Annotated in this window: 22 protein-coding genes and 5 pseudogenes; 15 read left to right on the forward strand and 12 right to left on the reverse strand. The window is 69.4% G+C overall.

Features of this window, described 5'->3' with window-relative positions; all coding sequences use genetic code 11:
* Position 1 precedes the first annotated feature (1 nt).
* The gene (locus ACIRQP_RS04920; RefSeq protein WP_403883539.1) at positions 2-568 is read left to right on the forward strand and encodes a flavin reductase family protein; all 567 of its coding nucleotides are present in this window, start codon (positions 2-4) and stop codon (positions 566-568) included.
* 48 nt (positions 569-616) lie between these two features.
* Positions 617-1681: a 4-hydroxyphenylpyruvate dioxygenase gene (gene hppD / locus ACIRQP_RS04925; RefSeq protein ID WP_403883542.1), complete on the forward strand. Its 1065-nt coding sequence runs from the start codon at positions 617-619 to the stop codon at positions 1679-1681.
* A 104-nt stretch (positions 1682-1785) separates the two neighbouring features.
* Here the strand turns inward: hppD and ACIRQP_RS04930 are convergent.
* Positions 1786-2159: pseudogene (locus tag ACIRQP_RS04930) on the reverse strand (transposase); the annotation flags it as partial.
* 60 nt (positions 2160-2219) lie between these two features.
* Here ACIRQP_RS04930 and ACIRQP_RS04935 point away from each other — a divergent pair.
* Genes ACIRQP_RS04935 through ACIRQP_RS04950 form a run of 4 tightly spaced genes read left to right on the forward strand, consistent with a single transcriptional unit; the run spans position 2220 to position 6535 of the window.
* The gene (locus ACIRQP_RS04935) at positions 2220-3143 is read left to right on the forward strand and encodes a phytanoyl-CoA dioxygenase family protein (RefSeq protein ID WP_403883545.1); all 924 of its coding nucleotides are present in this window, start codon (positions 2220-2222) and stop codon (positions 3141-3143) included.
* Positions 3136-4047 (forward strand): prephenate dehydrogenase, encoded by a 912-nt coding sequence (locus tag ACIRQP_RS04940; protein WP_403883548.1) that lies wholly within the window; start codon positions 3136-3138, stop codon positions 4045-4047. Before ACIRQP_RS04935 ends, ACIRQP_RS04940 begins: the two co-directional genes overlap by 8 nt.
* Positions 4048-4050: 3 nt before the next feature.
* Positions 4051-5394 carry a PLP-dependent aminotransferase family protein gene (locus tag ACIRQP_RS04945; RefSeq protein ID WP_403883551.1) on the forward strand — a complete coding sequence of 448 codons (1344 nt, stop codon included), beginning with the start codon at positions 4051-4053 and terminating at the stop codon, positions 5392-5394.
* Between the two features lie 52 nt (positions 5395-5446).
* Positions 5447-6535 (forward strand): alpha-hydroxy acid oxidase, encoded by a 1089-nt coding sequence (locus tag ACIRQP_RS04950; protein WP_403883554.1) that lies wholly within the window; start codon positions 5447-5449, stop codon positions 6533-6535.
* A 61-nt stretch (positions 6536-6596) separates the two neighbouring features.
* Here the strand turns inward: ACIRQP_RS04950 and ACIRQP_RS04955 are convergent, their stop codons facing one another.
* Positions 6597-6728: a hypothetical protein gene (locus ACIRQP_RS04955; RefSeq protein ID WP_403883557.1), complete on the reverse strand. Its 132-nt coding sequence runs from the start codon at positions 6726-6728 to the stop codon at positions 6597-6599.
* A 60-nt stretch (positions 6729-6788) separates the two neighbouring features.
* Complete coding sequence (locus ACIRQP_RS04960) at positions 6789-7841, reverse strand: aldo/keto reductase (protein ID WP_403883560.1); 1053 nt, start codon at positions 7839-7841, stop codon at positions 6789-6791.
* Positions 7842-8115: 274 nt separating this feature from the next.
* Here ACIRQP_RS04960 and ACIRQP_RS04965 point away from each other — a divergent pair, with 274 nt between their 5' ends.
* The 3 genes from ACIRQP_RS04965 to ACIRQP_RS04975 all read left to right on the forward strand — a co-directional run bounded on the left by ACIRQP_RS04965 (position 8116) and on the right by ACIRQP_RS04975 (position 10393).
* Positions 8116-8475 carry a CU044_2847 family protein gene (locus tag ACIRQP_RS04965; protein ID WP_403883563.1) on the forward strand — a complete coding sequence of 120 codons (360 nt, stop codon included), beginning with the start codon at positions 8116-8118 and terminating at the stop codon, positions 8473-8475.
* A 547-nt stretch (positions 8476-9022) separates the two neighbouring features.
* Entirely contained in the window at positions 9023-9946 is a 924-nt protein-coding gene (locus ACIRQP_RS04970; RefSeq protein ID WP_403883565.1) for a cupin domain-containing protein, read from the forward strand.
* A gap of 222 nt (positions 9947-10168) precedes the next feature.
* Positions 10169-10393: a hypothetical protein gene (locus ACIRQP_RS04975; RefSeq protein ID WP_403883568.1), complete on the forward strand. Its 225-nt coding sequence runs from the start codon at positions 10169-10171 to the stop codon at positions 10391-10393.
* A gap of 288 nt (positions 10394-10681) precedes the next feature.
* Here ACIRQP_RS04975 and ACIRQP_RS04980 read toward each other — a convergent pair whose 3' ends face one another.
* Positions 10682-10885, reverse strand: a complete 204-nt coding sequence (locus ACIRQP_RS04980) for a DoxX family membrane protein (protein WP_403883571.1) — start codon at positions 10883-10885, stop codon at positions 10682-10684.
* Positions 10886-10965: 80 nt separating this feature from the next.
* Entirely contained in the window at positions 10966-12114 is a 1149-nt protein-coding gene (locus ACIRQP_RS04985; protein ID WP_403883574.1) for a threonine synthase, read from the reverse strand.
* 208 nt (positions 12115-12322) lie between these two features.
* Between ACIRQP_RS04985 and ACIRQP_RS04990 the strand changes: the two genes are divergently transcribed.
* From ACIRQP_RS04990 to ACIRQP_RS05010, 5 genes are all read left to right on the forward strand, one after another.
* Positions 12323-13075, forward strand: a complete 753-nt coding sequence (locus ACIRQP_RS04990; protein WP_129770539.1) for a GntR family transcriptional regulator — start codon at positions 12323-12325, stop codon at positions 13073-13075.
* Positions 13076-13383: 308 nt separating this feature from the next.
* Positions 13384-13563, forward strand: coding sequence for an SPOR domain-containing protein (locus ACIRQP_RS04995; RefSeq protein WP_356514563.1), 180 nt, complete (start codon positions 13384-13386; stop codon positions 13561-13563).
* Between the two features lie 55 nt (positions 13564-13618).
* Entirely contained in the window at positions 13619-14041 is a 423-nt protein-coding gene (locus ACIRQP_RS05000) for a (deoxy)nucleoside triphosphate pyrophosphohydrolase (RefSeq protein ID WP_403883579.1), read from the forward strand.
* Between the two features lie 421 nt (positions 14042-14462).
* Entirely contained in the window at positions 14463-14933 is a 471-nt protein-coding gene (locus tag ACIRQP_RS05005) for an ATP-binding protein (protein ID WP_403883582.1), read from the forward strand.
* Between the two features lie 147 nt (positions 14934-15080).
* A complete protein-coding gene (locus ACIRQP_RS05010) occupies positions 15081-17636 on the forward strand; it encodes a SpoIIE family protein phosphatase (RefSeq protein ID WP_403883585.1) in 2556 nt (851 codons plus the stop codon).
* A gap of 57 nt (positions 17637-17693) precedes the next feature.
* Here ACIRQP_RS05010 and ACIRQP_RS05015 read toward each other — a convergent pair whose 3' ends face one another.
* Together ACIRQP_RS05015 and ACIRQP_RS05020 are read right to left on the reverse strand one after the other, a co-directional pair.
* Positions 17694-18404 carry a PspA/IM30 family protein gene (locus tag ACIRQP_RS05015; RefSeq protein WP_403883587.1) on the reverse strand — a complete coding sequence of 237 codons (711 nt, stop codon included), beginning with the start codon at positions 18402-18404 and terminating at the stop codon, positions 17694-17696.
* A 64-nt stretch (positions 18405-18468) separates the two neighbouring features.
* Positions 18469-20613: a TPM domain-containing protein gene (locus ACIRQP_RS05020; protein WP_403883590.1), complete on the reverse strand. Its 2145-nt coding sequence runs from the start codon at positions 20611-20613 to the stop codon at positions 18469-18471.
* Positions 20614-20763: 150 nt separating this feature from the next.
* Between ACIRQP_RS05020 and ACIRQP_RS05025 the strand changes: the two genes are divergently transcribed.
* Positions 20764-21834, forward strand: a complete 1071-nt coding sequence (locus tag ACIRQP_RS05025; RefSeq protein ID WP_403883593.1) for a hypothetical protein — start codon at positions 20764-20766, stop codon at positions 21832-21834.
* Positions 21835-21944: 110 nt separating this feature from the next.
* Here the strand turns inward: ACIRQP_RS05025 and ACIRQP_RS05030 are convergent.
* The 5 genes and pseudogenes from ACIRQP_RS05030 to ACIRQP_RS05050 all read right to left on the reverse strand — a co-directional run.
* Positions 21945-22349, reverse strand: a pseudogene (locus ACIRQP_RS05030) (glucoamylase family protein); the annotation flags it as partial.
* 59 nt (positions 22350-22408) lie between these two features.
* Positions 22409-22870, reverse strand: a pseudogene (locus ACIRQP_RS05035) (glycoside hydrolase); the annotation flags it as partial.
* Between the two features lie 211 nt (positions 22871-23081).
* Positions 23082-24113: pseudogene (locus ACIRQP_RS05040) on the reverse strand (glycoside hydrolase); the annotation flags it as partial.
* Positions 24114-24233: 120 nt separating this feature from the next.
* Positions 24234-25145: a carbohydrate ABC transporter permease gene (locus ACIRQP_RS05045; protein ID WP_403883596.1), complete on the reverse strand. Its 912-nt coding sequence runs from the start codon at positions 25143-25145 to the stop codon at positions 24234-24236.
* Positions 25142-25684: pseudogene (locus ACIRQP_RS05050) on the reverse strand (carbohydrate ABC transporter permease); the annotation flags it as partial. The pseudogene ACIRQP_RS05050 and the gene ACIRQP_RS05045, both read right to left, overlap by 4 nt.
* Positions 25685-25746: the final 62 nt, after the last annotated feature.

A 25746-nucleotide genomic window follows, 5' to 3' on the forward strand; every position in this document is an offset into this window, starting at 1 on the left:
AATGGTCTATCCAGAATCGAATCACCGGCTGCTCCGCGGGGGGAACTTGATGGACGTCGGTTCTGCACGGTTCAGCGAACTCTTCGGCTCATTCCCGACCCCGATTGCGATCGTCACGGCGACGGATGGGGAAGGGAAGCCCTTCGGATTCACCAGTAACGCGGTTTGCGCTGTGTCGGCAGCGACACAGATGCTGCTCATCTCCGTGGGCAAGGGATCTCGAACTCTGCCGGCGATCATGTCGTCGCAGGCGTTTGCGGTGAACTTCCTCTCCGCGTCCGGGCGGGCTGCCTCGCAGGTATTCGCGAGCAAGGCCACGGATAAGTTCGCGAATTTGAAATGGGAGCCTTCGGTCATCGCGGAAGGCGCGCCGCTGCTCGTGAATATCGCCCTGAGCTACGCAGAATGCAGGGTTGAGAATGCGATCGAGGTGAGCGACCATTGGCTCTTCATCGCCCGGGTGGAAGGCACTGCCGTCTTCCCTCGCGAACCACTGCTTTATCGTAGAGGCGACTACGGCGTCTGGTCGCCGCAGAATGCCGATGTAGAAGAATTGACGGCTTTCTGAAAGAGCGCTGACCATCGCCGGTCGATAATTCAAACAGAAAGGCATCACATGGATATCGGAGCCGTAGACCACGTCGAGTTCTACGTCGGGGACGCCCAGCAATCCGCGTTCTACCTCTGCACCGCGTTCGGCTTCCGCATATGTGGGCAGGCCGGTCCCGAGACCGGGCAGGCCGACCACCGCTCGCTGCTGCTGCGTCAGGGCGGTATCGAGATCGTTCTCACCTCCGCCCTGACCCCCGCCCATCCGGCGGCGTCCTATGTGACACAGCACGGCGACGGCGTCGCCAACATCGCGTTCGAGGTCACCGACGCGGCCGAGGCATTCGCGACGGCGGTGAAGCGGGGTGCCACCCCGGTTGAGCAGCCCGTCGTCCACAGCAAGGACGGCACCGAGGTGGTCACCGCGTCGGTTCTGGGCTTCGGGGACGTGGCGCACCGGTTCGTCCAGCGAACGGGAAACCGCGAGCAGTTCCTGCCCGGAGTGATGGACATCTTCGCTCCGGATCCCGACGAGGGTGAGCAGCTCCTGAGCACCGTGGATCACGCGGCGATCTGCCTGCCCGCGGGCCGGCTCCTTCCCACGGTCGCCTTCTACGAGAAGGTCTTCGGCTTCTCCCAGATCTTCGAGGAGTTCATCGAGGTGGGCAGCCAGGCCATGGACTCCAAGGTGGTGCAGAGCCCATCCGGGAAGGTGACCTTCACGCTGATCGAGCCGGTGACCAGCCGGGAGCCGGGCCAGATCGACACCTTCCTGGCCCGCCACGGCGGCGCCGGAGTGCAGCACCTGGCGCTGCTGTGCGACGACATCGTGGGAACCGTACAGACCCTTGAGAACCGGGGTGTCAAGTTCCTGCAGACACCGAGTTCCTACTACGACCAGCTCGAGGAGCGCATGGTGCGCCCCAAGCTCCAGGTCGAGGACCTGCGCCGGACCAACGTACTGATCGATGAGGACCACTGGGGGCAGGTGTTCCAGATCTTCAGCCAGTCCCAGCACGTACGGAAGACCTTCTTCTGGGAGGTCATCGACCGGCACGGCGCCCGCACCTTCGGCAGCGGCAACATCAAGGCGCTCTATGAGGCGGTGGCCCGCGAGAAGGCCGTCTCCTGACCCGGATAGCTCGCATCCGGTCCATCGACCCAAGAGGTCATCTCATTTGGTGAGTCGGTGGTGGCGGACGAGGGTGCAGGCGACGTTGGTGAAGGCGAGGGGACAGGATTCGGTCCTGTCAGATCCCCCTTCTGATGGCCCGCATGTTCACCGAGTCGATCGCGCAGCGGGACCAGTCCAGCTCGCCACGTGAGCCACGTTCGTCGAGCACCACACGGTGGAGTCTGGCCCACACCCCGGCCTTCGCCCACTCCGAGTAACGCCTGTGTGCCGTCGCCCCCGACGGGCCGAACGAAGCAGCGGGCAACTGCTGCCATGTGCACCCCGACGTGGTCACGAACACGATCGCGGCCAGTACCTCACGATCACCATGCCGACGACGCCCACCACCCTGCGGCCGCGTCGGCGCCACAGGCACCACCCGCTGGAACAACTCCCACAACTCATCCGGCACCAGCCGCTCAACGATCCCTGCCATGCCCGACAGACTACTGACGACACCAAATGAGATGGCGTCCACGTACTCGAAAGGAAGACCATGACCGTTGAAGACTCCCGGACTTTCTCCCTGACCGACGAGGAACTCAGTCTCCTCCCGTCCGACGAGGACGTCGCTTTCTACGCCGAGCACGGCTGGTACCTGTCGAAGAAGCTCTTCACCGACGAGGAGGTCGAGCAGCTGGAGGCCGCCAGCGAGCGCTTCTACGCCGGCCATCGCGACCGTACGTTGCCGGTACGCCCGCCCAAACTGGCGTACTGGGAGCCGGAGCACGGTCCCGTTCAGCGGCACAACGACTACATCCACTACGAGGACGACACCATCGGCCGCATCCTGCGCAAGCCGCTGCTGGGTGCTGTGGCCGCACGGCTTGCCCGGGCCAGGCAGATACGGGTGTTCCAGTCCACCCTCATCTACAAGCCGCCGATGGCGGAAGAGCAGTCGAACATCGTGCCCTGGCACTTCGACCGCCACTACTGGGCCACTTCCACCTCCGAGCAGATGCTGACCGCGTTCATCCCCTTCCACGACTGCGGTGAGGAGATGGGCACCATCACGATGGTCGACGGCAGCCACCTGTGGAAAGAGATGTCCGGGAACGACAGCACCTCCCTCCACTTCGCCGAGCGCGACCGCACCGAGCTGGACAAGATGCTCGATGAGAACGCCGCCTTCAACGGAGTCGAAGTCCACAAGATCCCGGTCCATATCCCGAAGGGACACGTGAACTTCCACCACTGCTGCACCTATCACGGCAGCGGTGCCAACGTCAGTGATCGTCCGCGTCGGGCCATCTCGTTCCACCTGCAGGACGGCGAGAACCGCTACCGCGAGTTCTTCCGCTCGGATGGCACCCAGGTCTCCTACAACCACGACGCGCTCGTTCGACGCACCGCCGAAGGCACTCCGGACTACAGCGACCCCGAATTTCTCCCTCTCCTGTGGAGCGACGCTGATGCGTAGTGCCGCAGTGGTCGGAACCGGCCTGATCGGTACATCGATCGCCCTGGCCCTTCGGGGCCGGGGCGTGACCACGTATCTGATCGACACGAACCTGGAAGCGGCGCGCATAGCCGCTGATCTCGGGGCCGGTATCGCGGGAAGACCTCCTGAACCGGTCGATCTGGCCGTCATCGCGGTGCCGCCGCAGCATGTCGCGGCGGCGCTCAAGGAACATCAGCTGCAGAAGCTCGCGCATGACTTCACGGACGCGGCGAGCGTCAAGGAATCGCCCCAGCGGGAGGCGGCCCAGGCCGGCTGCGACCTGACGCGCTTCGTCGGGGGGCATCCCATGGGCGGACGGGAGCAGTCCGGGCCACTGGCGGCGAGGGACGACCTGTTCCAGGGACGGCCCTGGGTGCTCACCCCCTCCCCGCAGACTCGGGTGGAGACCGTCGAGCGCGCGGAGAGGCTGGCCGAGTTGTGCGGAGCCAAGCCGGTCGTGATGGCCCATGCCGAGCACGACCGGGCGGTCGCGCTCACCTCCCACACCCCTCATCTGGTATCGAGCCTGCTCGCGGCACGTCTGCTGTACGGCGACCAGTCCCAGCTGGGGCTCGCGGGGCAAGGACTCCAGGACGTGACCCGCCTCGCCGGAGGCAGCGTCGAGTTATGGACCGACATCCTCGGCTCAAATGCCGTGGCCGTCGCCGACGTCCTCGCGGAGTTCGCACACGACGTGCACGGGGTGGTCGACGTCCTGCGGGCGTTGGGCACCGCCCGGGAGCCGGAACAGCGGCGGGCTCATATGGACCGGCTCTCGACAGCCCTGGTCCGCGGTGTACAGGGCCGGGCCCGGATCCCCGCACGCAGCACGGCCGGACTGAGCGCGAGTACGGCCTACGCGACCGTGCCGAGAGGGGCCTGAGCCATGACGCAAGCCGCTCCGCCGCTCCCGCGGCCCCATGCTCTTGCCGAGCTGCACGAATCGCTCAGCGACCCGGTCCTCGACGCGATGAACTTTCTCAACGAGGTCGTCAGCCGTTTCCCGGACGCCATTTCCTTCGCTCCCGGCCGGCCGACCGAAGGCGACTTCGAACCGGAGGACCTCGCCCGTCATCTGCTCACGTACACCACGTACTTGGAGAAAGAACTCGGCTGGTCACGTGATCAAGTAAGAACCCAGCTGTTCCAGTACGGTCGTACCAACGGGATCATCCACGAACTGATCGCCAGGACGGTCGCGAACGACGAGGGTATTCAGGTCCCGCCGGAAGCGATCGTGGTGACGACCGGTTGCCAGGAGGCCATGCTCCTCACCCTGCGGGCGCTCTTCGCCCGGCCTGAGGACACTCTGCTGGTCAGCTCGCCGTGCTATGTGGGCATCACGGGTGCGGCCCGGCTCCTGGGTATCCGGGTGTGCCCCGTGCCCGAAGGCCCCACGGGACCCGACCCGGAAGCTGTGCTGGCGGCTGTCCGCGCCAGGCGGGACGCCGGTGAACGCCCTCGGGCCTTCTACGTGGTCCCGGACTTCGCCAACCCGTCAGGAACGAGCATGAGCCTCGCGGCCCGAGAGCGTCTGCTGGAGGTGGCCGCGGCGGAGGACCTGCTCATCATGGAGGACGACCCGTATGGGTTCTTCGTCCGGGTCGGATCGGCCCGCCCGACGCTGAAGGCCCTCGACCGCGGCCGAAGCGTGGTGCATCTGGGTTCCTTCGCCAAGACGGCGCTGCCCGGAGCCCGTGTGGGCTACGTCATCGCCGACCAGGAGATCATCGGCCCGGCCGGCCGGCGCTCTCTGCTCGCAGACGAACTGTCGAAGATCAAGAGTATGACCACGGTCAACACCTCGGCCGTCGGTCAGGCCGTCATCGGCGGACTGCTCATCGAGAGCGACTACCGACTCCGCGAGGCGAACTCCCGGACCATCGCCTACTACCGCACGAACATGGACACGCTGCTCGGCGAGTTGGAGCGGCATTTCCCCGCGGAACGCCAGGCCGAGCTCGGCATCTCCTGGAATCGTCCGGACGGCGGATTCTTCGTCGTCGTCAATGTCCCCTTCGCCGCCGACCACCATGCCCTGGAGCGCTCCGCACGCGCCTTCGGTGTGCTGTGGACCCCGATGTGCGATTTCCATCTCGACGGTGGTGGCACCCACCAGCTGCGTCTCTCGTGCAGTGCCCAGAGCCCGGAAGCGATCACCGAGGGCATGGCCAGGCTGGCCGCCTTCATCACCGCGCAGATCACCGACACAACCGCCTCAGCCGCCTAATGGCGGGTGACCGAAATCCATTTACCGTACGGAGAACGGAGAAAATGTGGTGATGGCGCTGCACACGTACGAGGCAGCGGCCAAGGAGCGGTTGCCGGGACCGGTATGGGACTTCCTCGCGGGCGGCAGCGGCACCGAGTCGATGCTGACGGCGGGACGAGAAGCTCTGGACCGCATTCAGTTGCGGCCACGTTGTCTCGTCGATGTCTCCCACTGCGACTCCCGCACCGATCTGCTGGGTGCGGAGCTGGCGGCTCCGTTGGGCATTGCCCCCATGGCCTACCACCAGCTCGCCCATCCGGAGGGCGAGGTGGCGACGGCGCGAGCCGCGGGCGACGTCGGCGCACTGCTCACCGTGAGCATGTTCGCGAGCCGGACTCTTGAGGACATCGCTGCCGCGACGAGTGGCCCCTTGTGGCTGCAGCTCTACTGGCTCAAGCGCCGTGAGCTGATGACAGACCTGATCCGCCGGGCCGAGTCCGCCGGCTTCCGAGCGTTGGTACTGACGGTCGACGCGCCCAGGGTCGCGTTTCGCCCGCGGGATGCCATCAACGGGTTCGCGGTTCCTCCTGGCATACGAGCGGTCAACTTGTCTCCGGAGGTCATGGCCGCTTCCCACGGGAGCCTGGCCGGAGAATCGGCTATCGCAAAACACTCGATGGAGCAGTTCGATCCCTCAATAACCTGGGAGGACCTCGCCTGGCTGCATGGAGTGACGTCCTTGCCGGTGGTGTTGAAGGGCGTCCTTACCGGAGAGGACGCCCAGCTGGCTGTCAAGCACGGTATTTCAGGACTGATCGTCTCCAACCACGGTGGTCGGCAGCTTGATTTCTCCAGGAGCGCTCCGGAGTCTCTTACGGAGGTTGTGGATGCCGTGGACGGAAGATGCCAGGTAATCCTTGACGGGGGAATCCGGCATGGTGCCGACATAGCCAAGGCTCTTTGTATGGGCGCGGACGCGGTAATGATCGGTCGTCCGGCTCTATGGGGTCTTTCTCATTCCGGCGCCGAGGGGGTGGCAGGGGTCCTGCGACTGCTCATGGACGAGTTCGAGGAGGTTATGGCCTTGATGGGATCTCCGACTGTCGCCGATTTCGGGCGGTCCGGAGTCTCACCTGCGCGTGGCCATCTTTCCGCATGACACCGCGTGTTCGGCCGGTCGGAGATCACGATCACTCGCGTGAGATACACGCCATGCCTCTTCACTGCCCCATGGGCTGCTCGCGGGCTGCTCGCGGGCTTCCCGTGAGCTGCTCATGGGCGTACAGCGGCTGCCCGACGAGACCGAGGAGCCGCTGTGGGTCGCCGGCGTGGGCGGGGTACGGATCGACCACCTCAGGTGACCCGTCCTCCTGCCCTGCGCCCGTGATGCCCGGACCCTCGAACGGACAGGCTCAGCCCGCGGCCGCCCGCTCCCCGGCCGTGCGCCTGCGCCGTGTGCGCTCGGTGAGCGACGGCGGCTGCCACACACCGTCGGCCCGATAAAGATCGGTGCCAGGCGCCACGATCTCGTCGATACGGTCGAGCACCGCGTCGTCGAGCAGCAGGTCAGCTCCCTTGAGCAGCGAGGTGAGCTGGTCCATGGTGCGCGGACCGGTGATCACCGACGTGACGGCCGGGTGCACCAACGGAAAGGCGACGGCCAGTTCCGGCAGGGTGCAGCCCACCTCCTCGGCGAGAGCGACGAGTTGCTCGACGGCCGCGAATTTCGCGGCGTTGCCCGGGATGGCGGGGTCGAAGCGGTGCGGAGTGCGCATGGCGCGGCCGGTGGTGAGGTCGACGGGCCGGCCCTCGCGGTAGGCGCCGGACAGAAATCCCGAGGCGAGCGGCGACCAGGTCAGCACTCCCATGCCCAGGCGCTGCGCGGTGGGCAGCACGGACCGTTCGATGCCGCGCGCGAGAATCGAGTACGGCGGCTGCTCCGTGCGCAGCCGCGTCAGTCCGCGCCGCTCCGCCACATGGTGAGCCTCGACGAGGTCCTCGGCGGGGAACGTGGAGCAGCCGAACGTCCGGATCTTGCCTGCCCTCACCAGGTCGCTGAGGACGGACAGCGTCTCCTCGATGTCGGTGGTGTGGTCAGGACGGTGCACCTGGTAGAGGTCGATCCAGTCCGTGTCCAGACGCCGCAGACTGTCCTCGACGGCCTTGAGGATCCAGCGGCGCGAATTGCCGCTGCGGTTGCGTCCCTCCCCCAGCGGAAAGTGCACCTTCGTGGCGAGCACGACATCGTCGCGCCTGCCCTTGAGCGCCTTGCCGACGATCTCCTCGCATTCGCCGGCCGAGTACATGTCGGCGGTGTCCACGAAGTTGATGCCGGCGTCGAGCGCGGCGTGGATGATGCGTGCGCTGTCCTCGTGGTCGGGGTTGCCGGCGCCTCCGAACATCATCGTGCCGAGGCAGTGGGTGCTGACCTCGATGCCGGTCTTGCCGAGGACTCGATAGCGCATACAGGTGCTCCGTCGCGGGCGGGGGCGAGTTGGGAGCGTCAGTCTAGGACTTGGCGTGCACTTGACGACAAGGCACGGGGAGGTTCCGGCGGGCCGCGTTGCCGGTGGCGCCGGTGACCTGCGCGAAGAGAAGTGCCCCGGCAAGGTGGCCAAGGGCTGTCCCCCGGGGATTACGGGACAGCCCTTAGACTTTCCTGCCACCGTCCGATCTGTTCGCGGCCGCCTTTACGGAACGACATCGGGGCGGCAACTCTCCACGAGATCAAGGAACTTCATGTCCCTGAGCGAGCGGCAACCCCTTTACACGGTCGAAGTGCCCCTGAAGGACGGCACGGACGTCGTCACAGTTCAGGTGAACGACGCGGACGAGAGCGTCGTACGGGTGGGCCGAGGCGGTCGCACGGTGGCGCGGGCCGAACGGTCGCTCGACCAGATGCTGGACATCGTCCGCCCCGTGGCCGACGCGTTCGTAGGCCGCTGCCGGGAGATGACCCGCCAGCCGGACGAGGCGACCCTGGAGTTCGGCATGTCGCTGTCGGCCGACGCGAAGGTCCTCATCGCCGGTTCGTCGGCGGGGGCGAACTTCTCCGTCAGCCTGACCTGGCACGCGGACAGCGGAAGCGGCCAGGACTAAGGGCTGTTCCGTAACCCCCGGCGGGTGCGCGACGACAGCTACGGCGCCTCGCCGCGTTTTCGGAACGCCCGCATACATCCATTATGCGGGCGCCCCTCCGCGATGAAAGACGCCCCGGATCGTCTGCGGTGGGCGATGAACCACTGCCTGGCTCAGATCGGGATCGAGCACGCCGAGCACCGCACCCGTGCGATCGACATCGGTGAGCGCCTGGGGGTGCACGCTCCGCGTCCTCGGCCGGTGGACCGCACAGGAGCACCTCGTTCGTTTTGACCGCACAGGAGCACCTCGTTCGTTTTGACAACGACTTGTGGCGGGCGAGAATTGAAATGGTGTGCGACAACGAGGTCCGAGACCTGGCCCATCGAACAGGTCACGGATTCGCCGGCCATTTGTGGGCGGAGAGCGTTCAGACCTCGGATGGGACGGTTGAGCAATGGCCAGGGCCAGGACCCCACAGAGCCTGAACAGGCCAATCCGGCACGACGCACCTCTGCTCAGGCGCGGCAAGCTGGTAAAGCCGGGCGAGGGCGTCTCTATCTGGTGGATGGGCGACGATCGGATCACTTTCGCCGCTGTCAGCGAGGACACGGGAAGTGAGTACGCGTTCTGGCTCGACTGTCCACCGGCCGGGACCGGCCCGCCCCGGCACATCCATTCACGCGAGGAGGAAGGCTTCTACCTTCTCCATGGGAAACTCGAACTGAAGGCGGGGGGAATCCACACCACCGTGGGCGACGGCACGTTCTTCGCGGCGCCCCGCGGCATTCCTCATGAGTGGTGCAATGTCGGAGAGGACAGCGCGGAACTCCTCACCTTCACCACCCCCGGCGGTAATGAGGGCTTCTTCCTTGAGCTGGGCGCACCGGGCGATGAGCCTCCGGGTGAACGCGGGAAGCTGCCGATCAAGGAGATCAACGCCCGGACCCCGCGTTACGGCGTCACCTACGTCGAAAGCGGCCCCGATGCGCCGACAAGACCCCTTCCGATCGGTGAAGGGCGCGGTCCCACGCTGGTGCTTCCGGATGAAGGCGACCGCCGGTACGCCGCCGGGGCGACGTACAACATCAAAGCGGCGGGTCTCGCGACCGCGGACGCCTACACGGTCACCGAGATCACGCTCGAACCGGGCGGCGGCATGCCCGGCCACCGCCATGCCCGCTACGAGGAGCTCTTCTACGTGATGGAAGGAAACGCCACCGCGCTGATCGACGGAGAGGAATACGAAGCCTCCGCCGGAGCGGTTGTGCTCGTGCCCTGGGGGGTTCAGCACCAGGTACGGAACCGCACCGATCAGACCGTACGGCTGTTCGATCTGACGGTGCCCGGTGGGATCGAGGAGTACTACCGCGCCGCGTGTCGTCCGTCCGCAGGGCCGGACAGCGACCCGGACGGAGATCTGAACCGACTGACCGCGGCCGGGAGGCAGTTCGGTATCCAAGTCGGCACCGACCAGGGGTCGCCGGACTGAGGGCGCCGTGTCGATGCATAGGAACAGTCGATGCACTCGAACAGGAGGGCGTAATGCCCGACGCCAACTTTTTGACAGGCAGCAATGGTCTCGTGGCAGTCGACAAGGTCGGGAATCATATTCTCTTCCTCGATCCGGCCACCTATGAGGTCGAGTTGACCCTCGAAGGCTTCGCACCGAGGGTGCACGAGCTTCTCATCTCACCTGATCGCCGCTTCGCGTATGTCCCCATCTACGGCGCGGGCATTCACGGGGACAACCCCCCATCCGGGTCACCTGATCGCAAAGTTCGACCTGGAGGAACGGCAGCATGTCGGTGACCTCAGCACGCATCCGCATCTGGCCCCGCACGGCCTGCGCTGGGGCACGGACGGCCAGTTGTACTGCGTGTGCGAGAACAGCGGCGTGGTGCTCGAAATGGACCGACTACTGCTCGGTGACTGCTGACGGCTCGGCCGACCACTGCCGCTGCCCACTCGCCCCGCTCGACAGCACACGCCGCGTGGCCAGGCTCCCCAGTACTCCGGCCGCACAGCCGACGATGCCAGCGGACGCGGGCCAGTTGATGCCGGCCAGCCGGTCGAGTGACCAGGCGCCCGGCCAGCCGGTCGAGTGACCAGGCGCCCGGCCCGGCGAGCCCGGTGACGGCCACGGACAGGATCAGGACCAGCGGGTACTCGTATCCGTCGTTCTGGACCCACGGCCCGTGCGGGTACTTCACCGTGACCGCGACGGTCATGACGCCGGGGTGGCCGCCACCCCGAGCGGTGTCAGGAGCCCGGTCGCGAGCAGCAAGCCGCCGCCCGTCTGGCCGGCACCGGCCGCCACCGCGGTGAGCCGGCCGCCGCGGAAGCCGTCGTGGCGGAACTCTTCGGCACCGCCTGCCAGGCCGCCTCCACCCAGCCGGTGCGTCATCTTCTGCAGGCCGTGGGCGGTCATCAGCCCTCCGACGACGACGCGGAGGGCGAGCAGCCCGGTGCCGGCATACCGGGCGCCGGTGCACGCGGCGCCCCCCAGACCTACTGGGCGGACCGGCCGACCGCCCCGCCCGCCCCCGCCGCCGACGCGAGCCCGGTCTTCGCGCCCGCGCCGCACAGCGGCACGACGGTGGAGCGGTCCGTGTGATCGGCCCGGTCGCCTTCGGCGCGCACCGCCGCCCAGCAGGCGACGGCCGTGGACTCCACGAAGAGCCCCCGGGAGGCAAGATCCAGCTGGGCGGAGCGCAGTTGATCCTCGGTCACGGTACGGAAGGTGCCGCCGGAGGCCCGCACGGCCCGCAGGATCTGCCGGGCGCGCGGCGGGTTCGGGATGGCGATGCCCTCGGCCAGGGTGGCGGCGCTCCCGGCCGGTGCGGACAGCTCCTCCGCGCCCGCGCGGAAGGCGGTCGCCAGCGGTGAGACCGCCTCGGCCTGGACGGCGATCAGCGCGGGGCGTTCGTCGATGAGCCCGTGCGCGGACAGTTCGGAGATCGCGAGCGCCGCGCCCAGGAGCAGGGTGCCATTGCCGACGGGGACGACGATCGTCTCCGGGAGGCGTCCGCCGAGGTCCTCCCACAGCTCGTAGACGTAGGTCTTGGTGCCGTGCAGGAAGTACGGGTTGTGGACGTGGCTGGCGTAGAACGTGCCCGGCTCGGCGGCGGCGGCGCGGGCGGCCCGCGCGGTGGCCTCACGGTCGCCGGGGACGCGTTCGAGGCGCGCGTCGTGGGCCCTGATCTGCTCGGTCTTCTTGGGCGAGGTGGTCTCGGGCACATACACCGTGCAGGGCAGCCCGGCCCGCGCGCAGTACGCGGCGACCGCGGTGCCCGCGTTGCCGCTGCTGTCGGCGATCACCCGCTCGGGGCCGAGCCGTCGCGCCAGCTCGGCGAGCATCACCGCGCCGCGGTCCTTGAAGGAGAGCGTCGGCATCAGGAAGTCGAGCTTGGCGGAGACGGACGACGTCAGCGGTACGAGCGGGGTACGGCCCTCGCCGAGCGTCGTGGCCGGCGCCGCGAGCGGCAGCGCCTCCTCGTACCGCCACAGCGAATTGACCCGGGAGGAAAGGGACTTCAGGGGTACGGGTGATGCCTCGAAGTCCAGATCCCAGGGGCCGCGGCAGACAGGGCAGCACCAGGCGAGCGACTCGACGGGTGAGCGGGTGCCGTCGGCCGGGCAGATGTACATCGTGGTCATGATCGCCAGCATCGCAGTTTCACGGCGCGCACGGCGCTGTCGCGCGGTGGTGCGCCCGGTGCGGCAGCAGGGCGCGAGGGGGCGTACCTGCAGTAAGTGCCTGCTTAAACGCAAGTCATCACTTCGGGTGAAACTCTGGCCCATGCTTGCGGTGATCAACCGACGGTTGCCACGCTGTTGCTGTCTGTCAACCTGATGGGAGTGGCCCGTGGCCTTCGGTGAGCAGCCCGCCTATCTCCGCGTCGCGAGCGATCTCCGCGAGAAGATCACCAATGGCGCACTGCCGCCGCATACCCGGCTGCCCTCGCAGGCCCGTATCCGCGAGGAGTACGGCGTCTCCGACACGGTCGCGCTGGAGGCGCGCAAGGTGCTGATGGCCGAGGGACTGGTCGAGGGCCGCTCCGGGTCCGGTACGTATGTCCGCGAGCGCCCCGTCCCCCGCCGGATCGCCAGGTCCGGGTACCGGCCGCCGTCCGGCTCCAGTCCGTTCCGGCAGGAGCAGGCGGCGACGGGCGCGCGGGGCACCTGGGAGTCCCGCAGCGAGCAGGACGAGGCCGGGCCGGAGATCGCCGCCCGGCTGGGGATCGAGCCGGGTGACCGCGTGATGCGTACGCGCTATGTCTTCCGGGAAGCGGGCGAGCCGATGATGCTCTCCACCTCCTGGGAGCCCCTCGCGGTCACGGGGCGTACGCCGGTGATGCTGCCTGAGGAGGGCCCGCTCGGCGGGTGCGGGGTGGTCGAGCGGATGGCGGCCATCGACATCGTCGTGGACAACGTGCTGGAGGAGGTCGGCGCGCGCCCCGGGCTGGCGGAGGAGCTCATGGCGCTCGGCGGGGTGCCCGGCCATGTCGTGATGGTCCTGGAGCGGACGTACTACGCGTCGGGGAGGGCCGTGGAGACCGCGGAGGTCGTCGTCCCCGCGGACCGGTACCGCATCGCGTACCACCTCTCCGTCAAGTGACCGGCGGTCCGGCCGCCTGACCGACGGCCGGGCGCGCGGGGGAAGTTGACGGCGCGTACGGGCCCATCGGGCTTGCCCGCGTCCGGCCGTACGGGCATGATGCAGAGCCCGATCGGGCGTGCGGGGTGGCAGGGGGCGCGTCCAGTGGGTTGCCGCCCCCGGTTTCCGGTGTTTTCTTGGCCGGATGTGTATCTCTTTGTACAAACACGTATCCGCTCTGTGAAGGTCAGGCGTAGGCTCCGGCATATGCGGAATGCGGTTTCCTGGGGATCTTCGGAGAGATGCACGTCGGCGGCGGGAGGAGCGCGATGAACGACGGCGGAGCCATGCTCCCGTGGCTCGTCATACGGGAGGACGACAACGGCAACCGCTATCGCGTCGGCAGGTATGCCACCCAGGACGAGGCGCAGAAGATAGTCGAGAGCCTCGACGGCCGCGGACAGCAGCGGATCTACTGGGTGGAGCGCGTCAGCCAGGCCGCCGGATAGGCGCTGTCGGGCCGTAGGTCACGGCGCTGGTCGAGCGCGCGTTACGCTCCGGCGCATGAGTGATCGTGTGGTGGTGGTGGCGGGCGCCGTGTACGACCGGGGGCGACTGTTGGCCGCCCGGCGCAGCGCGCCACCCGAGCTGGCCGGTCGCTGGGAGCTTCCCGGCGGCAAGCTGGAGCCGGGGGAGACGCCCGAACAGGCGCTGGTGCGCGAGCTGCGGGAAGAACTCGGCGTGGAGGCCGAGCCGGTGGAGCGGATCCCCGGCGAGTGGCAGCTCAAGCCCGGCTATGTGCTCCGGGTGTGGACGGCCCGGCTGCTCTCCGGGGACCCCCGGCCGCTGGAGGACCACGACGAACTCCGCTGGCTGCGACCGGACGAGATCCATACGGTGGACTGGCTCGACCAGGACAGGCCGGCGGTGGCCGAGGCGGCCCGCCGACTGCTCACCGCCCCCGCGCCGCCCCGCCGGATCCCCTGAAGTCGGCGCCGGCCGGGGCGCCGGGAATGCGTGAGGAGCGCGTGGGGGGTGCGTGAGGCGTGCGCGGCGGTGTGACGAGCGGTACGTCATATGCGGAGGGGGCGTAGGGCCTCTCGTTTGGATCAGGCCGGGCTCGCGAGCCCTGGCACCATGCCTCGCCACGTTGTCATCAGTTGCCGACTCCCCCACAGCCTCAAGGGCGTGGGAGGTGCCCCCTCCGCGTCGGCTCCCTCCTCCGTCTTGCGATCCACGGCACCAGCCCCCGCTCCCTGATCCGGCCTGATCCAAACGAAAGGCCCTAGTCCGTTTGTGCCGGTGGGGCGTCCCCCGCGACGGTGGCTGTGACGGTAGCCGCGATGGATATCGGGTATGTGCTGATTGACCCCTAAAAGGGACACTGGTCTGCCGTCGGTCTGGGGAAGTGATCGGCTTGATCGACACAGAGGGTGACGCGTGCGCCGAATGGACCTTCCCTGCCGAACTCGATGCCGTACGCGGCGCCCGCCATGCCGTCCGTGACACGCTCCACGCCTGGCGTCTGCCGCCATCGGTCGGCGACATGGCAGTCCTGCTGGTGAGCGAGCTGGTGACCAATTCCCTGCGCTACACCTCGGGGCCGATCGGGGTCCGGCTCGCCGTCCGCCCCGTCGAGCCGGGACCGGGAGACCCGGGTGGTCCCGACGGGGCCCGGTGCGCCGCCGTCACGGAGCGTGCCGCACTGCTGGTGGAAGTCTCCGACCCGCTGCCCGATCCTCCGACCGAACGTCTCGCCGGTCCCGAGGACGAGGGCGGCCGGGGACTCCAGCTTGTGGCGGTTTCGGCCCGGCGTTGGGGTACACGCCGTGGGAAGACTGGTAAGACCGTGTGGTTCGAGCTGCCCCTCCCTGGTTAGAAGTCTGGATGGGAGAACGATCACAGCGGACTCGGCTCAAAAAGAACGAGACCGTGCTGTGATCGTGAACGCCGTGTCGGCTGGGGCCGTAGTGCTGAATACTGCGGGCATGGCCGGTCCGGTGCGTGAGCTGGAGGGGACGGTCGCGTGAGCGAGATATCTGGGGCGGCGGGCGACGTCGTATGGCAGAGCAGTCCGCCGGGCTCGATCTATGACTACATCAAGGTCGCTTCGTTCTCGATCGGTCCGGACGGGCTGGTCGACCAGTGGAGCGAGCGGGCCGCCGAGCTGTTCGGAGTGGGTGCCGACGAGGTCAGGGGCCGGGACCCGGTCGAGGTGTTCATGCCCGCCGACCAGCGGTCGCGAGGCCATCGCAAGGTCAAGGAGATCCTCGACGGCAAGGAATGGACCGGCCTCGTTCCGTTCCGCGCGGAGGGCGGCACCGGGCAGCACGGGCTCGCCGAGGTCTATGTGATGCCGAGCGAGACGGAGCGTGGCGAACGCGCCGCGCTCTGTATCGTCGTCGACGTCAGGGCGCTGCGCCGGATCGAAACCGACCTCGCCTCCTCGCAGGCCATTTTCGGCCAATCTCCCTTCGGCTTCCTGCTGTTCGACACCCGCCTCAAGGTGCAGCGCGCCAACCAGCGCTTCGCCACCGTCTTCGGCGGCCAGGCCAACGACCATCGCGGCCGTACGGTCCACGACTATCTCTCCCGCCCCGAGGCCGAGCGGATGACCGCCGCCCTGGAACGCGTCCTGAAGACCGGAGAGTCCGTCACCGACCTCCAGATCGTGGGCACCCGGCCGGGCGACGCGGAGCGCCGGCACTGGTCGGTCAACCTCTATCGCGTACACAGCGGCTCCGGCCGGTCCATCGGGGTCGCCGGGGTCGGCACCGATGTCACACGCCGTCACATAGCCGCCAGGGAGGCCGCGAGCGCCCGCCGCAACCTCGCCCTCCTGAACGAGGCCAGCGCACGCATCGGTAACTCCCTCGATCTGGAGACCACCGCGCGCGAGCTGCTCGGCGTGGCCGTCCCCGGCTTCTGTGATCTCGCCTCCGTCGACCTCTACCAGAGCCTGCTCACCGGCGAGGAGGCGCCGCCCGGACGGTGGGGCTCCTCGGAGGCCGATTCCGGCGGCGGCAGTGCCCGGCTGCGCCGGGTCGCCTTCGCCAGCGCCGTCTCCGACGTGCCGCTGACCGGGCCGGGTGGCGAGGGCGACGGATATGTCCCGCCGGAGGTCGGCGCCGTCCACCGCTTCCCGTTCAGCTCGCGCAGCGCGGGCGCGCTGCGCACCGGCCGCGTGCAGTCCATCCCCGGCGAGGCCGGCAGCCTCGTGCAGTCCACGTTCGCCGTCCCGATGGTCGCTCACGACAGCGTCATCGGGCTCGTCCAGTTCTCCCGTACGAAGGGCAGCGAGCCGTTCGGCGAGCGGGACCGCGCCCTCGCCGTGGAACTCGCCGCGCGCGCCGCGGTCTGTATCGACAACGCCCGCCTCTACCGGCGGGAGCACGAACGCGCCCTGATCCTGCAACGCAGCCTGCTCCCGCCCGGCGACCCGGAGGCCGCGGGGCTGGACATCGCCTGCCGCTATCTGCCCGGCAACACGGCCACGGAAGTGGGCGGCGACTGGTTCGACGTCATCGAACTGCCCGGCCACCGCACCGCGCTGGTCGTCGGCGACGTCATGGGGCGCGGCCTGCGGGCCGCCGTCGCCATGGGCGAGCTGCGCACGGCCGTACGCACGCTGGCGCTGCTCGACCTGGAGCCCGCGGAAGTGCTCTCCGCGCTGGACGAGATCGCCCGTGGACTGGGCTCGCCCAGCGGCGCCCAGCAGGCCTCGCGCGTCGCCCACAAGTCGCGCGACGCGGACCTCGCCGAGGTCTATCTCGCCACCTGCGTGTACGCCGTCTACGACCCGGTCACCCGGCGCTGCACGTTCGCCAATGCCGGCCATCTGCCGCCCGTCCTCGTCGAACCGGGCGAGGAGGCGCTGATGCTCGACGTGCCGCCCGGGATGCCCCTCGGCGTGGGCGGTGAGCCGTTCGAGCAGGTGGAGGTCGATGTGACGGAGGGCGCGCTGCTCGCGCTCTACACGGACGGGCTGGTCGAGTCCAGGGACCAGCCGCTGGACGAGGGCCTGGACGCCTTCCGCGCGGCTCTCGCTCATCCGTCCCGTCCGCTGGAGGACGTCTGCGACCACGTACTGAACACGCTCGACACCCGGCACGGCGAGGACGACATCGCCCTCCTGATGGCCCGTATCCAGGGGCTGCCGGCCGAAGCGGTCGGGGACTGGCGGCTGCCCCGCGAGCCGCGTTCGGTGGGCCGGGCCAGGGAGCTCGCCCGTACGCAGCTGCTCGCCTGGGATCTCGAACCACTGGTGGACACCGTGGAGCTGCTCGTCAGCGAGCTGGTCACCAACGCCATGCGCTACGGCGAGGGCGAGATCCGGCTGCGGCTGCTGCTCGACCGCACCCTCGTCTGCGAGGTGTGGGACGCGGGGCTGGTGCAGCCGAGGCGGCGGCGGGCCCGTGACACCGACGAGGGCGGCCGGGGTCTCCAGCTGGTCGGGCTGCTGAGCGCGGCGTGGGGTTCGCGCCGCACGCCGCGCGGCAAGACGGTCTGGTTCGAACTGGCCCTGCCCGACGGTGACTCGTCGGCCGAGCCGACCGTCGAGCAGCTGCTGAGCATGTTCTGACGCGGGGCCCGTGGTGCTTCGCCCCGGACCGGCTCCGGTCCCCGGGCCCCCGGCCCGTCAGCCGCTCTTCAGCGCCGCCAGCCGCGCTTCGACCTCCGCGCTGTCGCCGAGACTGTCCAACTGCTCGAACTGGGCGTCCAGCGACGAGGCGGCGAGCTCCTGCTTGCCCATCGCCCTCGCCTCCTCGCGGCGCACCTTGTCCTCGAACCGGCCGAGGTCGCTGGTCGGGTCCAGGACGTTGATGTTCTTGACCGCGTCCATCATGCGGTTCTGCGCCTGGGCGGATGTGGACCGCGCCACCAGCTCGTCGCGCTTCGCCCGCAACTCGTTCAGCTTCACCTTCATCCGCTCCAGACCGGTCTTCAGCTTGTCCACGACCTCCGTCTGGGAGGCGATGGCGGGCTCCGCGGTCTTCGCCTCCTTCTCGGACTGGAGCTGGCGCTCCAGCGCGACCTTCGCGAGGTTGTCGAACGTGTCCGCCTCCCCGCTCCGCCCCGCCGCGCGCAGCTCGTCCGCCTTCTTGCTGGCCGCGAGTGCCTTCTCGCCCCACTCGCGGCCCGCGGCCACGTCCTCCGTGTGGTCCTGCTCCAGCAGGCGCAGATTCCCGATGGTGCCGGCCACCGCCTCCTCCGCCTCGGCGATGTTGTTGGTGTAGTCACGGATCAGCTGGTCCAGCAGTTTCCGCGGATCCTCCGCCTGGTCCAGCAGAGCGTTGATATTGGCCTTCGCCAGCTGGCTGACCCGGCCGAGGATGGTCTGCTTGGTCATGGCTCTTCTCCTTGTGGCCTTGGGGCCCCGTGACCCCGGGGCCTTGTGGGGAAAGGTGATTACGTCAGAACCGGCCGCCGCCGCCCATCCGGCCGCGCGTCCCCCCGCCGCCGAAGCTGCCGGGGCCGCCGCCGCCCCGGTAACCCCCGCCGAACCCCCCGCCCCCTCCGATGCCGCCCCCGCCGCCGAACAGGCCGCCCAGGAGAATTCCGCCGAGCACCGCGCCACCGAGCCCGCCTCCCGTCCCCTGTACACCGGCGCCGCCGTACCGGCTCCCGAACGACCGCACGTCCTGCTCGGCGAGGTCCTGCGCCGTCCTGGCCAGCGCGTCCGCCTGCTGCGCCTCGGCCAGCGCGCCCTGCGTGTCGCCCGACACCGCCGCGGCGTGCGCCAGCTCCAGCCGCCGCTGCGCCTCCATCAGGCGGGTACGGGCCTGGCTGCCGACCGCCCCGCGATGCGTGCCGATGTAGTCGGCGGCGGCGCCGATCGCCGAACGCGCGGTGAGCATCGCCTGATCGAAAAGCGTGCCGGCCCGGCGGCTGCCCTCCTCGCGCTCCCGCGCCCCGGTCAGCGCCTCGTCGAGGACCGCGTCCGCCTCCTCGACCCGGCGCAGCGCGTCGATCGGGTCGTACCGTCCGGAGTCCAGCTCGCGCCGTACCCCCGAGACCACCGCCTCGGCGCGGCCGATCCGGCCCTGGAGGTCGGCCGTGGGCACCCCCTGCGTCGTGCCCTTCAGCAGCCCGCGCGCGTCGGCGAGATCCGTCTCCGTCTCGGTCAGCGCGCCGGGAAGCTTCCCGGCCGCCTCCGCCAGTTCCTGCGCGCGCCGTTCGACCGTCTCGACAAGCGTGGCGGCCTGCCCGACGGCCGCCTCCGCCGCCCGCACATGCACGGCCGCCATGCCGTTGTCGCCCGCGCCGGTGAAGCCGCGGGCCTCGTCCAGAGCGGTGGACGCGAAGACGAGCCGGTCCTCGGCCTGTGTGACGCTGTCCGCGACAGGCGCGGAGGCCGAGTCCGCGTACCGCTCGCGCATCGCGGCGAGCGTGTCCCGCGCCGTCGCGACCCGCCCGTTCAGCTCGCGGAAGGTGGCCCCGACCGTCTCGACGGCCTGGGGCGCGTTCCGTTCCAGGGCCCGGAGCCGGTCGAAACCCTCGGACTCGGCGTCCAGCCGGCCGTTGGCCTCCGCGCAGCGGGCGATGATCTCGTCCAGCATCCGGCGGCGGGTCGGGTCGTCCTCCGGGAAGGCGTCGTCCAGTTGCTGGCGCAGCCGGAAGGCGAGCGTCAGCTGACCCTTCGCGAAGGCCACGGCGTCGGTGAACGGCGCCGCCTCCTCCTCGCCGAACTGCGCTGTGGCGAAGCCCAGTTCCTCCTGACTGGTGCGCAGCGCGTCGTCCGTCTCGACCAGGACCTGCTTCGCCCGGCTGTCGAGCTCGGGCAGCGGAGTCGGCGCGGGCCGCTCCGTACCGCCGGAGGAGCCCCAGCCCTGCCGCCCGCCCCGCGGTGTCGTACGGGCCGCCATCCGCCGCTTGCGTTTGGCGAAGGTGTACGCCCCGATGGCCGCCGCCCCGAGCACGACGATGACGGGCAGCACCAGATTGGTCGCCGCGCCACCGTCGGCCGCGGGGCCGCCCGGGTCCGCCACCCCGGGCGTGATGGCGGGCGTGGGCACCGGCCGGCCCGCGAGCACCGCGCCGAACCCGTCCGCGGCGCCGATCGCCGCGGCCGACCAGTCGTTCTGCCGCAGCGCGGGTTCGACGGCGGTGCGGGCGACCGTGCCGAGCTGGCCGGCGGTGAGGGGCGAGTCGATGTCGGCGGAGTAGGCGTACTGCCGGTCGTGGGTGGCGACCGCGAGCAGGAGATCGTCACGGCCGAGGCCGTTGCGGGTGGCCGTCGTGTCGGCCCAGCTCTGCGGCGAGTGCCCGGAGAAGTCACGTACGTACACGACGAAGAGCTGCACCCGCCGGTCGTTGTAGAGCCGGTCGAGCGCCCGGCTCACCGCGGGCCGCTGATTGCCCAGCGCCCCCACCTTGTCGGTGATCTGCCCCTGCCGGTCGAGGGGGATCGGCTGCTCGGCGGCTGCCCGCTGAGCCGTGGGTACGACAAGCCACCACGCCACGACCAGCGCGGCCAGGAGGGTCCTGGCGGCTATACGCGTCCGGGGGCGACGGAGCCCAGGAAGACGGGGCCCGGGGCGGCTCACGAGTGACGTCACATTTGGGAGGTTATGTCCAGCAAAGGGCGGGCGCGACCGGACGTAGCGGCCCCTGGAACGGGTGCTGTGTTGTCAGCGAAAGGCGCCCGGCGCATAGCCTGAGCGTCTCCATGACCGGCCGGTCATGGGCACACGGGGGAGGTAACGGCTTTGCGTGCACAGCTGCGCGGATTCGGACGGACACTGATACCCGCCTGGCGTGCGCCTCGCGCGCGGTGGCCCAAGCGGGTCGCGCTGGCGCTCGCCGTCCTGCTCGTCGTACCGGCCCTCACCGGCGCGGTCGCCCTGCGCCTCACCTACGCGGGCGACCTCCAGGACGGCACCCGCACCCGCGGCAAGGACGCCATCTGGCTCGGCCACGCCTGGGTGGACGGCCGGAAGAAGGACGCGGATCTCGCCGCCTTCGCGGAGCGGATCCGCGGGACCGGGATACGCGACCTGTACGTCCACGCCGGGCCGCTGGAGCACGACGGCACCCTCCCCACGGCCCGCTACCCCCGGGCGCGCTGGCTGATCGACGCCGTCCACCGCGAGATCCCGGGCGTACGCGTGCACGCCTGGCTGGGCGACAAGCTCGCGACCGAATCCCCCGACGGGCTGCGGCTGGAGCGCGCCGCGTCCCGCGCCGCCGTGGTGGGCTCCGCCGGACAGATCCTGGACGCGGGCTTCGACGGCGTTCACTTCGATCTGGAGCCGCTGCACTCCGGCGATCGCGACTATCTCTCGCTCCTCGACGACCTGCGCGCCCTCACCCGGGCCCGGGATGTGCCGCTCTCCATCGCCGCCCACCAGATCGATCCGGTGCCCGCGCTGCACTCCGTCGCCGACGCGCTCACCGGACATCCCAAGTGGTGGTCGCAGGCGTTCTTCGCGCAGGTCGCCCGGCGGGTCGATCAGATCGCCGTCATGTCGTACGACACGGCGATGCCGCTGGAGAGCCTGTACGGCGGCTATGTCGCGCAGCAGACCACGCTCGCCCTCGAAGTCACGCCGGAGGGCACCGACCTGCTGATGGGTCTGCCCTTCTACTACGAGGACGACATGAGCCACCACGGCCACGCGGAGACCGTCGCGGCCGCGGTCCGCGGCGTCAGGCTGGGCCTGGGGCGCACGGACCGCGACCGGGACCGCTTCGGCGTCGCGATCTACGTCGACTTCGCGGCGACCGAGAAGGACTGGACGTCCTACCGCGACGGCTGGGGACGTCTGGATGACGCCTAAAACCTGTCCGGACGGGGCTTGAAGCCCGCCTGTCCGGACCGGGTTTGAAGCCTGTCGGTCCGGACCGGGTTTGAAGCCTTTCCGTCCGGACGGGGCGTGGAGCCGCGGCCTCAGATGCTGAATCGCTCCTGCGCCAGCAGCGGCCGGACCCGCGAGGTGAATCCGCCCGTACGGAACGGCCGCTGGAGCAGCCCGGGACGCAGTTCCTGGGCGAGCGCGGCGGCGATCATGCCCTGGTCGAGGGCGAGGACGAAGTCGCTGACCCGGCCCGTCCCCACATTGACGGAGTCACGGAAGCCGTAACGCTCGTCGTACGCGCCGAAGTCGGCCGCGATCGCCCTGAGATTGGCGATGGCCTCCCCACGCGCCTGCGGCAGCGCGAGGAACGACGCGTGCGGGGTGACGACCCCGTTGGTGTACGCGGACGGCGGCGGCAGCGGCTCGCCGTGGGTGACGAAGGTGCGGTCGGTGTTGGAGGCGTACCCGTCGGTCTGCATCCCGATCGCGTCGACGCGGTGACGGGCGCGAGCGTCTCGACGGGCAGCTCGTCGGCGGCGCGCAGCTTCCGCCACTGCTGGTCGTCGGGCCAGTCGCCGCCGTCCAGGTCCTTCCAGACGGCCTGGATATTGGCGTGGTGCTGGTCGACCCCGCGCGACTCGACGCTGTAGACGGCGCCCGGTTCGAGCCCGAGCACGCGGACGGTCGCGGCGCGGTCGAGCACGGCCGCCCCGTCGATCTTGGACTGGTCGAGGGTGCCGCTCCAGAGTAGGACGTCCACGGTGGAGCGGTCCTCCGCGCGGGTCGCGAGGGACTCGACGAGCGCGTCGGCGCCGTCGCCGCCGACGGCGGCGGGGATCCGGCCGCCGGTGAGTTGGGAGAGGAGATACAGCGCCCAGAAACGCGGCTTGCGCAGATTGCCCACCGTCAGCAGCCCGAAACCGCCGTGGAACAGCCGGGGCGGCCAGCCCAGTTCCTCGAACTGGTCGGAGGCCACCCAGTACGAGAGGCAGTCGGTGGACGACAGCGCGCTCTTCATGCCGCGCAGCACGAACGGCGCGGCGAAGACGGAGTCGCTGACGCGGTGGAAGTGCGTCGGCGTGACGCCCCCACTCCGTCCACAGGATCTCCGGCTCGGGCCTGCCGGTCGCCTCGGCGAAGGCGCGCGTCATCGGGCGGAAGTCCAGCGGGGCGTTGCCGTAGGTGTGGGTGGAGACGAAGTCGACCGGGACGTCGTGCTCCTGGCAGTACTCGAGCAGCGCGCCGACCCAGCCGGCCGCGGCGGAGGAGGGCCCGCCGACCCTGATCCGGTCGTCCACGCCCTTCACGGCGCGTACGGCGACCTCGTACAGCCGGTGGTAGTCGTCCTGGGTGCCGTTCCAGAACACCTCCAGATTGGCCTCGTTCCAGACCTCGAACTCCCAGCCGGCGACGGTGTCGCGGCCGTACCGCTCCTGGAGGTGGACGGTCAGCTCGCGGCAGAGGTCGCCCCAGCGCTCCCAGCGCGCGGGCGTGGAGACGAGGGCCTTGTAGTCGAAGACCGTGTAGTGCGGGTCGGAGGCGAGTTCCCTCGGCATGAAGGAGAGCTCGACGACGGGCCTGAGGCCGGTGGCCAGGAAGCGGTCGACGGCGTCGAGACCGGAGAAGTCGAACGAGCCGTCGCCGCGTACGGTCACGGTCTCGGGCAGGAAGGTGCCGTGCGCGCGGACGGAGCGTACGCCGATCTCGTCGCGGACGATGGCCAGCGCCTCGCCGTACTCCTTCGCGACATCGGAGCCGCCCGCGCCCGGCTTGTCCCAGGTCAGCAGTGAGAAGTGCTCGGCGCCGATCATCCGGTTCCAGACGCCGGGGAGTTCGGTGGCCGGGGCCGCCGCGTCCACGGCCACGGTGACCTCGGCGGGGCGCGAGCCGGCGGCCCTGGCGGAGCCGGGCACGGCCTCGGACAGCGCGCCGGCACCGGTGTCCGACCAGGTGGCGATCTTGTAGAAGTAGCCGCGGCCCGGCTGGGCCAGTGTGTCCGCGTACGGCGGGTGCGGTACGGCGAGCACATCGCCGCCGAGGTGGTCGAGCGGCTCGAAGGGGCCTTCGGCGGAGTCGGCGCGGTGCACCAGATAACCGAGCGCGCCCGGCACCGGACGCCAGGTCAGCAGCACATGGCCGGTGCCGTCCTCGGCGGACGGACCGGCGGGAGCGGGAAGCTCCCCGATGCCGGTGAGCCGCCCGTCGCCGGGCTTCCCGATGCGCGACTCCCAGTGGGCGCGAGCGGCGGACTTTTCGGTCATGGCAGTACAAACCTTTTCTCGGAGGGGGGTGCGGAGCTACAGAAGCGCGCGGAGGTAGGTGAAAGAGCGGGCGGAGGGCGGGCTGAGGGTGGGCGCGGGGGGCCGGCGCGGGGCGGCCCGCTATTTGAGACCGGCCGTGGCGATGCCCTGAGTGAAGTACCGCTGGAGCACGAGGAAGACGAGCAGCACCGGCAGCACGATCAGGAAGGAGCCCGCCATCAGCATCCCGTTGGAGCCCACCGATTGATTGGGATCGGTGGCGAACGTGGCGAGCGCCACCGGGAGGGTGTATTTGCCCGGGTCGTTGGTGGCGATCAGCGGCCAGACGAAGTTGTTCCAGGAGCCCAGGAAGGTAAGGATCGCGAGCGTCGCCAGCGCGGGCTTGACCAGCGGCATCACGATCCGCCAGAAGACGTACCACTCACCGGCGCCGTCCATCCGGGCCGCCTCCAGCAGCTCGTCCGGGATCGACTGCATGAACTGCCGCATCAGGAAGACCTCGAAGGCCCCGGCGGCGAACGGCAGCACCAGGCCCGCGTACGAGTCGATCAGCCGTAACGTGCTCATCAGGACGAAAAGCGGCAGCAGCATCAGATTGCCGGGCACCATGAGGGCGCCGAGCACCAGCGCGAACAGCCTGTTCCGGCCGGCGAACCGCAACTTGGCCAGCGCGTAGCCCAGCATCGAGCAGAACACCAGATTGGAGACGGTCACCAGCACGGCGACCAGCACGGAGTTGAAGAAGTGGAGCGGCAGATCGAGCCGGTCGAGCAGGCGCGAGAAGTGCTCCAGGGTCCACTCGCCGGGCAGCCACACCGGCGGACTGGCCGTCAGTTCGCGGTCGGTCTTGAAGGCGGACAGCGCCATCCAGAGGAACGGCGCCGACATGACCAGCAGCCCGAGCGACAGCAGCGCGTACAGGCCGGGCTTCCGCAGGCGCTCGCCGCGCGTGCCGCGCCGGGGCACGACAGGAACGGGAGTCGAGGTCGGGGTCGGAGCCGGAGCCGGGGGCGGAGTCTGTACGGCGCTCATTTCGTGTTGTCCTTCAGCAGACGGAGCTGGAGCACCGTAATGCCCATGATCACGACGAAGAGCACATATGCCATGGCGCTCGCGTAGCCCATGTGGAAGAAGTTGAAGCCCTCGCGGTACATGTTCAGGGAGGCGGTGAGCGTGCTGTCCGAGGGGCCGCCCTGGGTCATCACGAACGGCTCCTCGAAGACATTGAGATAGCCGATCGTGGTGATCACCGTGGCGTAGAGCATCGTCGGCCGCAGCAGCGGCACGGTGATCCGGCGGAACTCCTGCCAGACACCGGTGCCGTCGAGCCGCGCCGCCTCCCGTACATCGGTGGGAATCGCCTGGAGGCCCGCGATGAACAGCACCATGACCGTGCCGAGATTGCGCCAGACCGCCATCAGGATCAGCGACGGCATGGCCAGCGCCTCGGAACCCAGGAAGTCGGGGGAGGTGAGCCCGACCTCGGAGGCGAGCCCCGCGATCAGCCCGTGTGCGACATCTGTGCGTGTGGCTTCTGTGTGTGCGACGTCTGTGTGCACGACGTCTGTGTGTGCGGCTTCCGTGAGTTAAGCCGGGCTGATGGCGTTCCGAAAGCAGGTGTGACGGATTCCGT

The organism is Streptomyces sp. NPDC102274, from assembly GCF_044766385.1.
In the GTDB taxonomy this organism is placed as follows: Bacteria; Actinomycetota; Actinomycetes; order Streptomycetales; family Streptomycetaceae; genus Streptomyces.

What these genes read in the sequence shown, in the direction of transcription:
- ACIRQP_RS04945 (WP_403883551.1), top strand. Translation starts at nt 4,051, where the DNA reads ATGACGCAAGCCGCTCCGCCGCTCCCGCGGCCCCATGCTCTTGCCGAG.
- ACIRQP_RS04980 (WP_403883571.1), bottom strand. Translation starts at nt 10,885, where the DNA reads ATGACCGCCCACGGCCTGCAGAAGATGACGCACCGGCTGGGTGGAGGC.
- ACIRQP_RS04920 (WP_403883539.1), top strand. Translation starts at nt 2, where the DNA reads ATGGTCTATCCAGAATCGAATCACCGGCTGCTCCGCGGGGGGAACTTG.
- ACIRQP_RS04995 (WP_356514563.1), top strand. Translation starts at nt 13,384, where the DNA reads ATGAACGACGGCGGAGCCATGCTCCCGTGGCTCGTCATACGGGAGGAC.
- ACIRQP_RS04950 (WP_403883554.1), top strand. Translation starts at nt 5,447, where the DNA reads ATGGCGCTGCACACGTACGAGGCAGCGGCCAAGGAGCGGTTGCCGGGA.
- ACIRQP_RS04975 (WP_403883568.1), top strand. Translation starts at nt 10,169, where the DNA reads ATGTCCCCATCTACGGCGCGGGCATTCACGGGGACAACCCCCCATCCG.
- ACIRQP_RS04985 (WP_403883574.1), bottom strand. Translation starts at nt 12,114, where the DNA reads ATGACCACGATGTACATCTGCCCGGCCGACGGCACCCGCTCACCCGTC.
- ACIRQP_RS04965 (WP_403883563.1), top strand. Translation starts at nt 8,116, where the DNA reads ATGTCCCTGAGCGAGCGGCAACCCCTTTACACGGTCGAAGTGCCCCTG.
- ACIRQP_RS04940 (WP_403883548.1), top strand. Translation starts at nt 3,136, where the DNA reads ATGCGTAGTGCCGCAGTGGTCGGAACCGGCCTGATCGGTACATCGATC.
- ACIRQP_RS04935 (WP_403883545.1), top strand. Translation starts at nt 2,220, where the DNA reads ATGACCGTTGAAGACTCCCGGACTTTCTCCCTGACCGACGAGGAACTC.
- ACIRQP_RS04970 (WP_403883565.1), top strand. Translation starts at nt 9,023, where the DNA reads ATGGGCGACGATCGGATCACTTTCGCCGCTGTCAGCGAGGACACGGGA.
- ACIRQP_RS05045 (WP_403883596.1), bottom strand. Translation starts at nt 25,145, where the DNA reads ATGAGCGCCGTACAGACTCCGCCCCCGGCTCCGGCTCCGACCCCGACC.
- ACIRQP_RS05000 (WP_403883579.1), top strand. Translation starts at nt 13,619, where the DNA reads ATGAGTGATCGTGTGGTGGTGGTGGCGGGCGCCGTGTACGACCGGGGG.
- ACIRQP_RS04960 (WP_403883560.1), bottom strand. Translation starts at nt 7,841, where the DNA reads ATGCGCTATCGAGTCCTCGGCAAGACCGGCATCGAGGTCAGCACCCAC.
- hppD (WP_403883542.1), top strand. Translation starts at nt 617, where the DNA reads ATGGATATCGGAGCCGTAGACCACGTCGAGTTCTACGTCGGGGACGCC.
- ACIRQP_RS05015 (WP_403883587.1), bottom strand. Translation starts at nt 18,404, where the DNA reads ATGACCAAGCAGACCATCCTCGGCCGGGTCAGCCAGCTGGCGAAGGCC.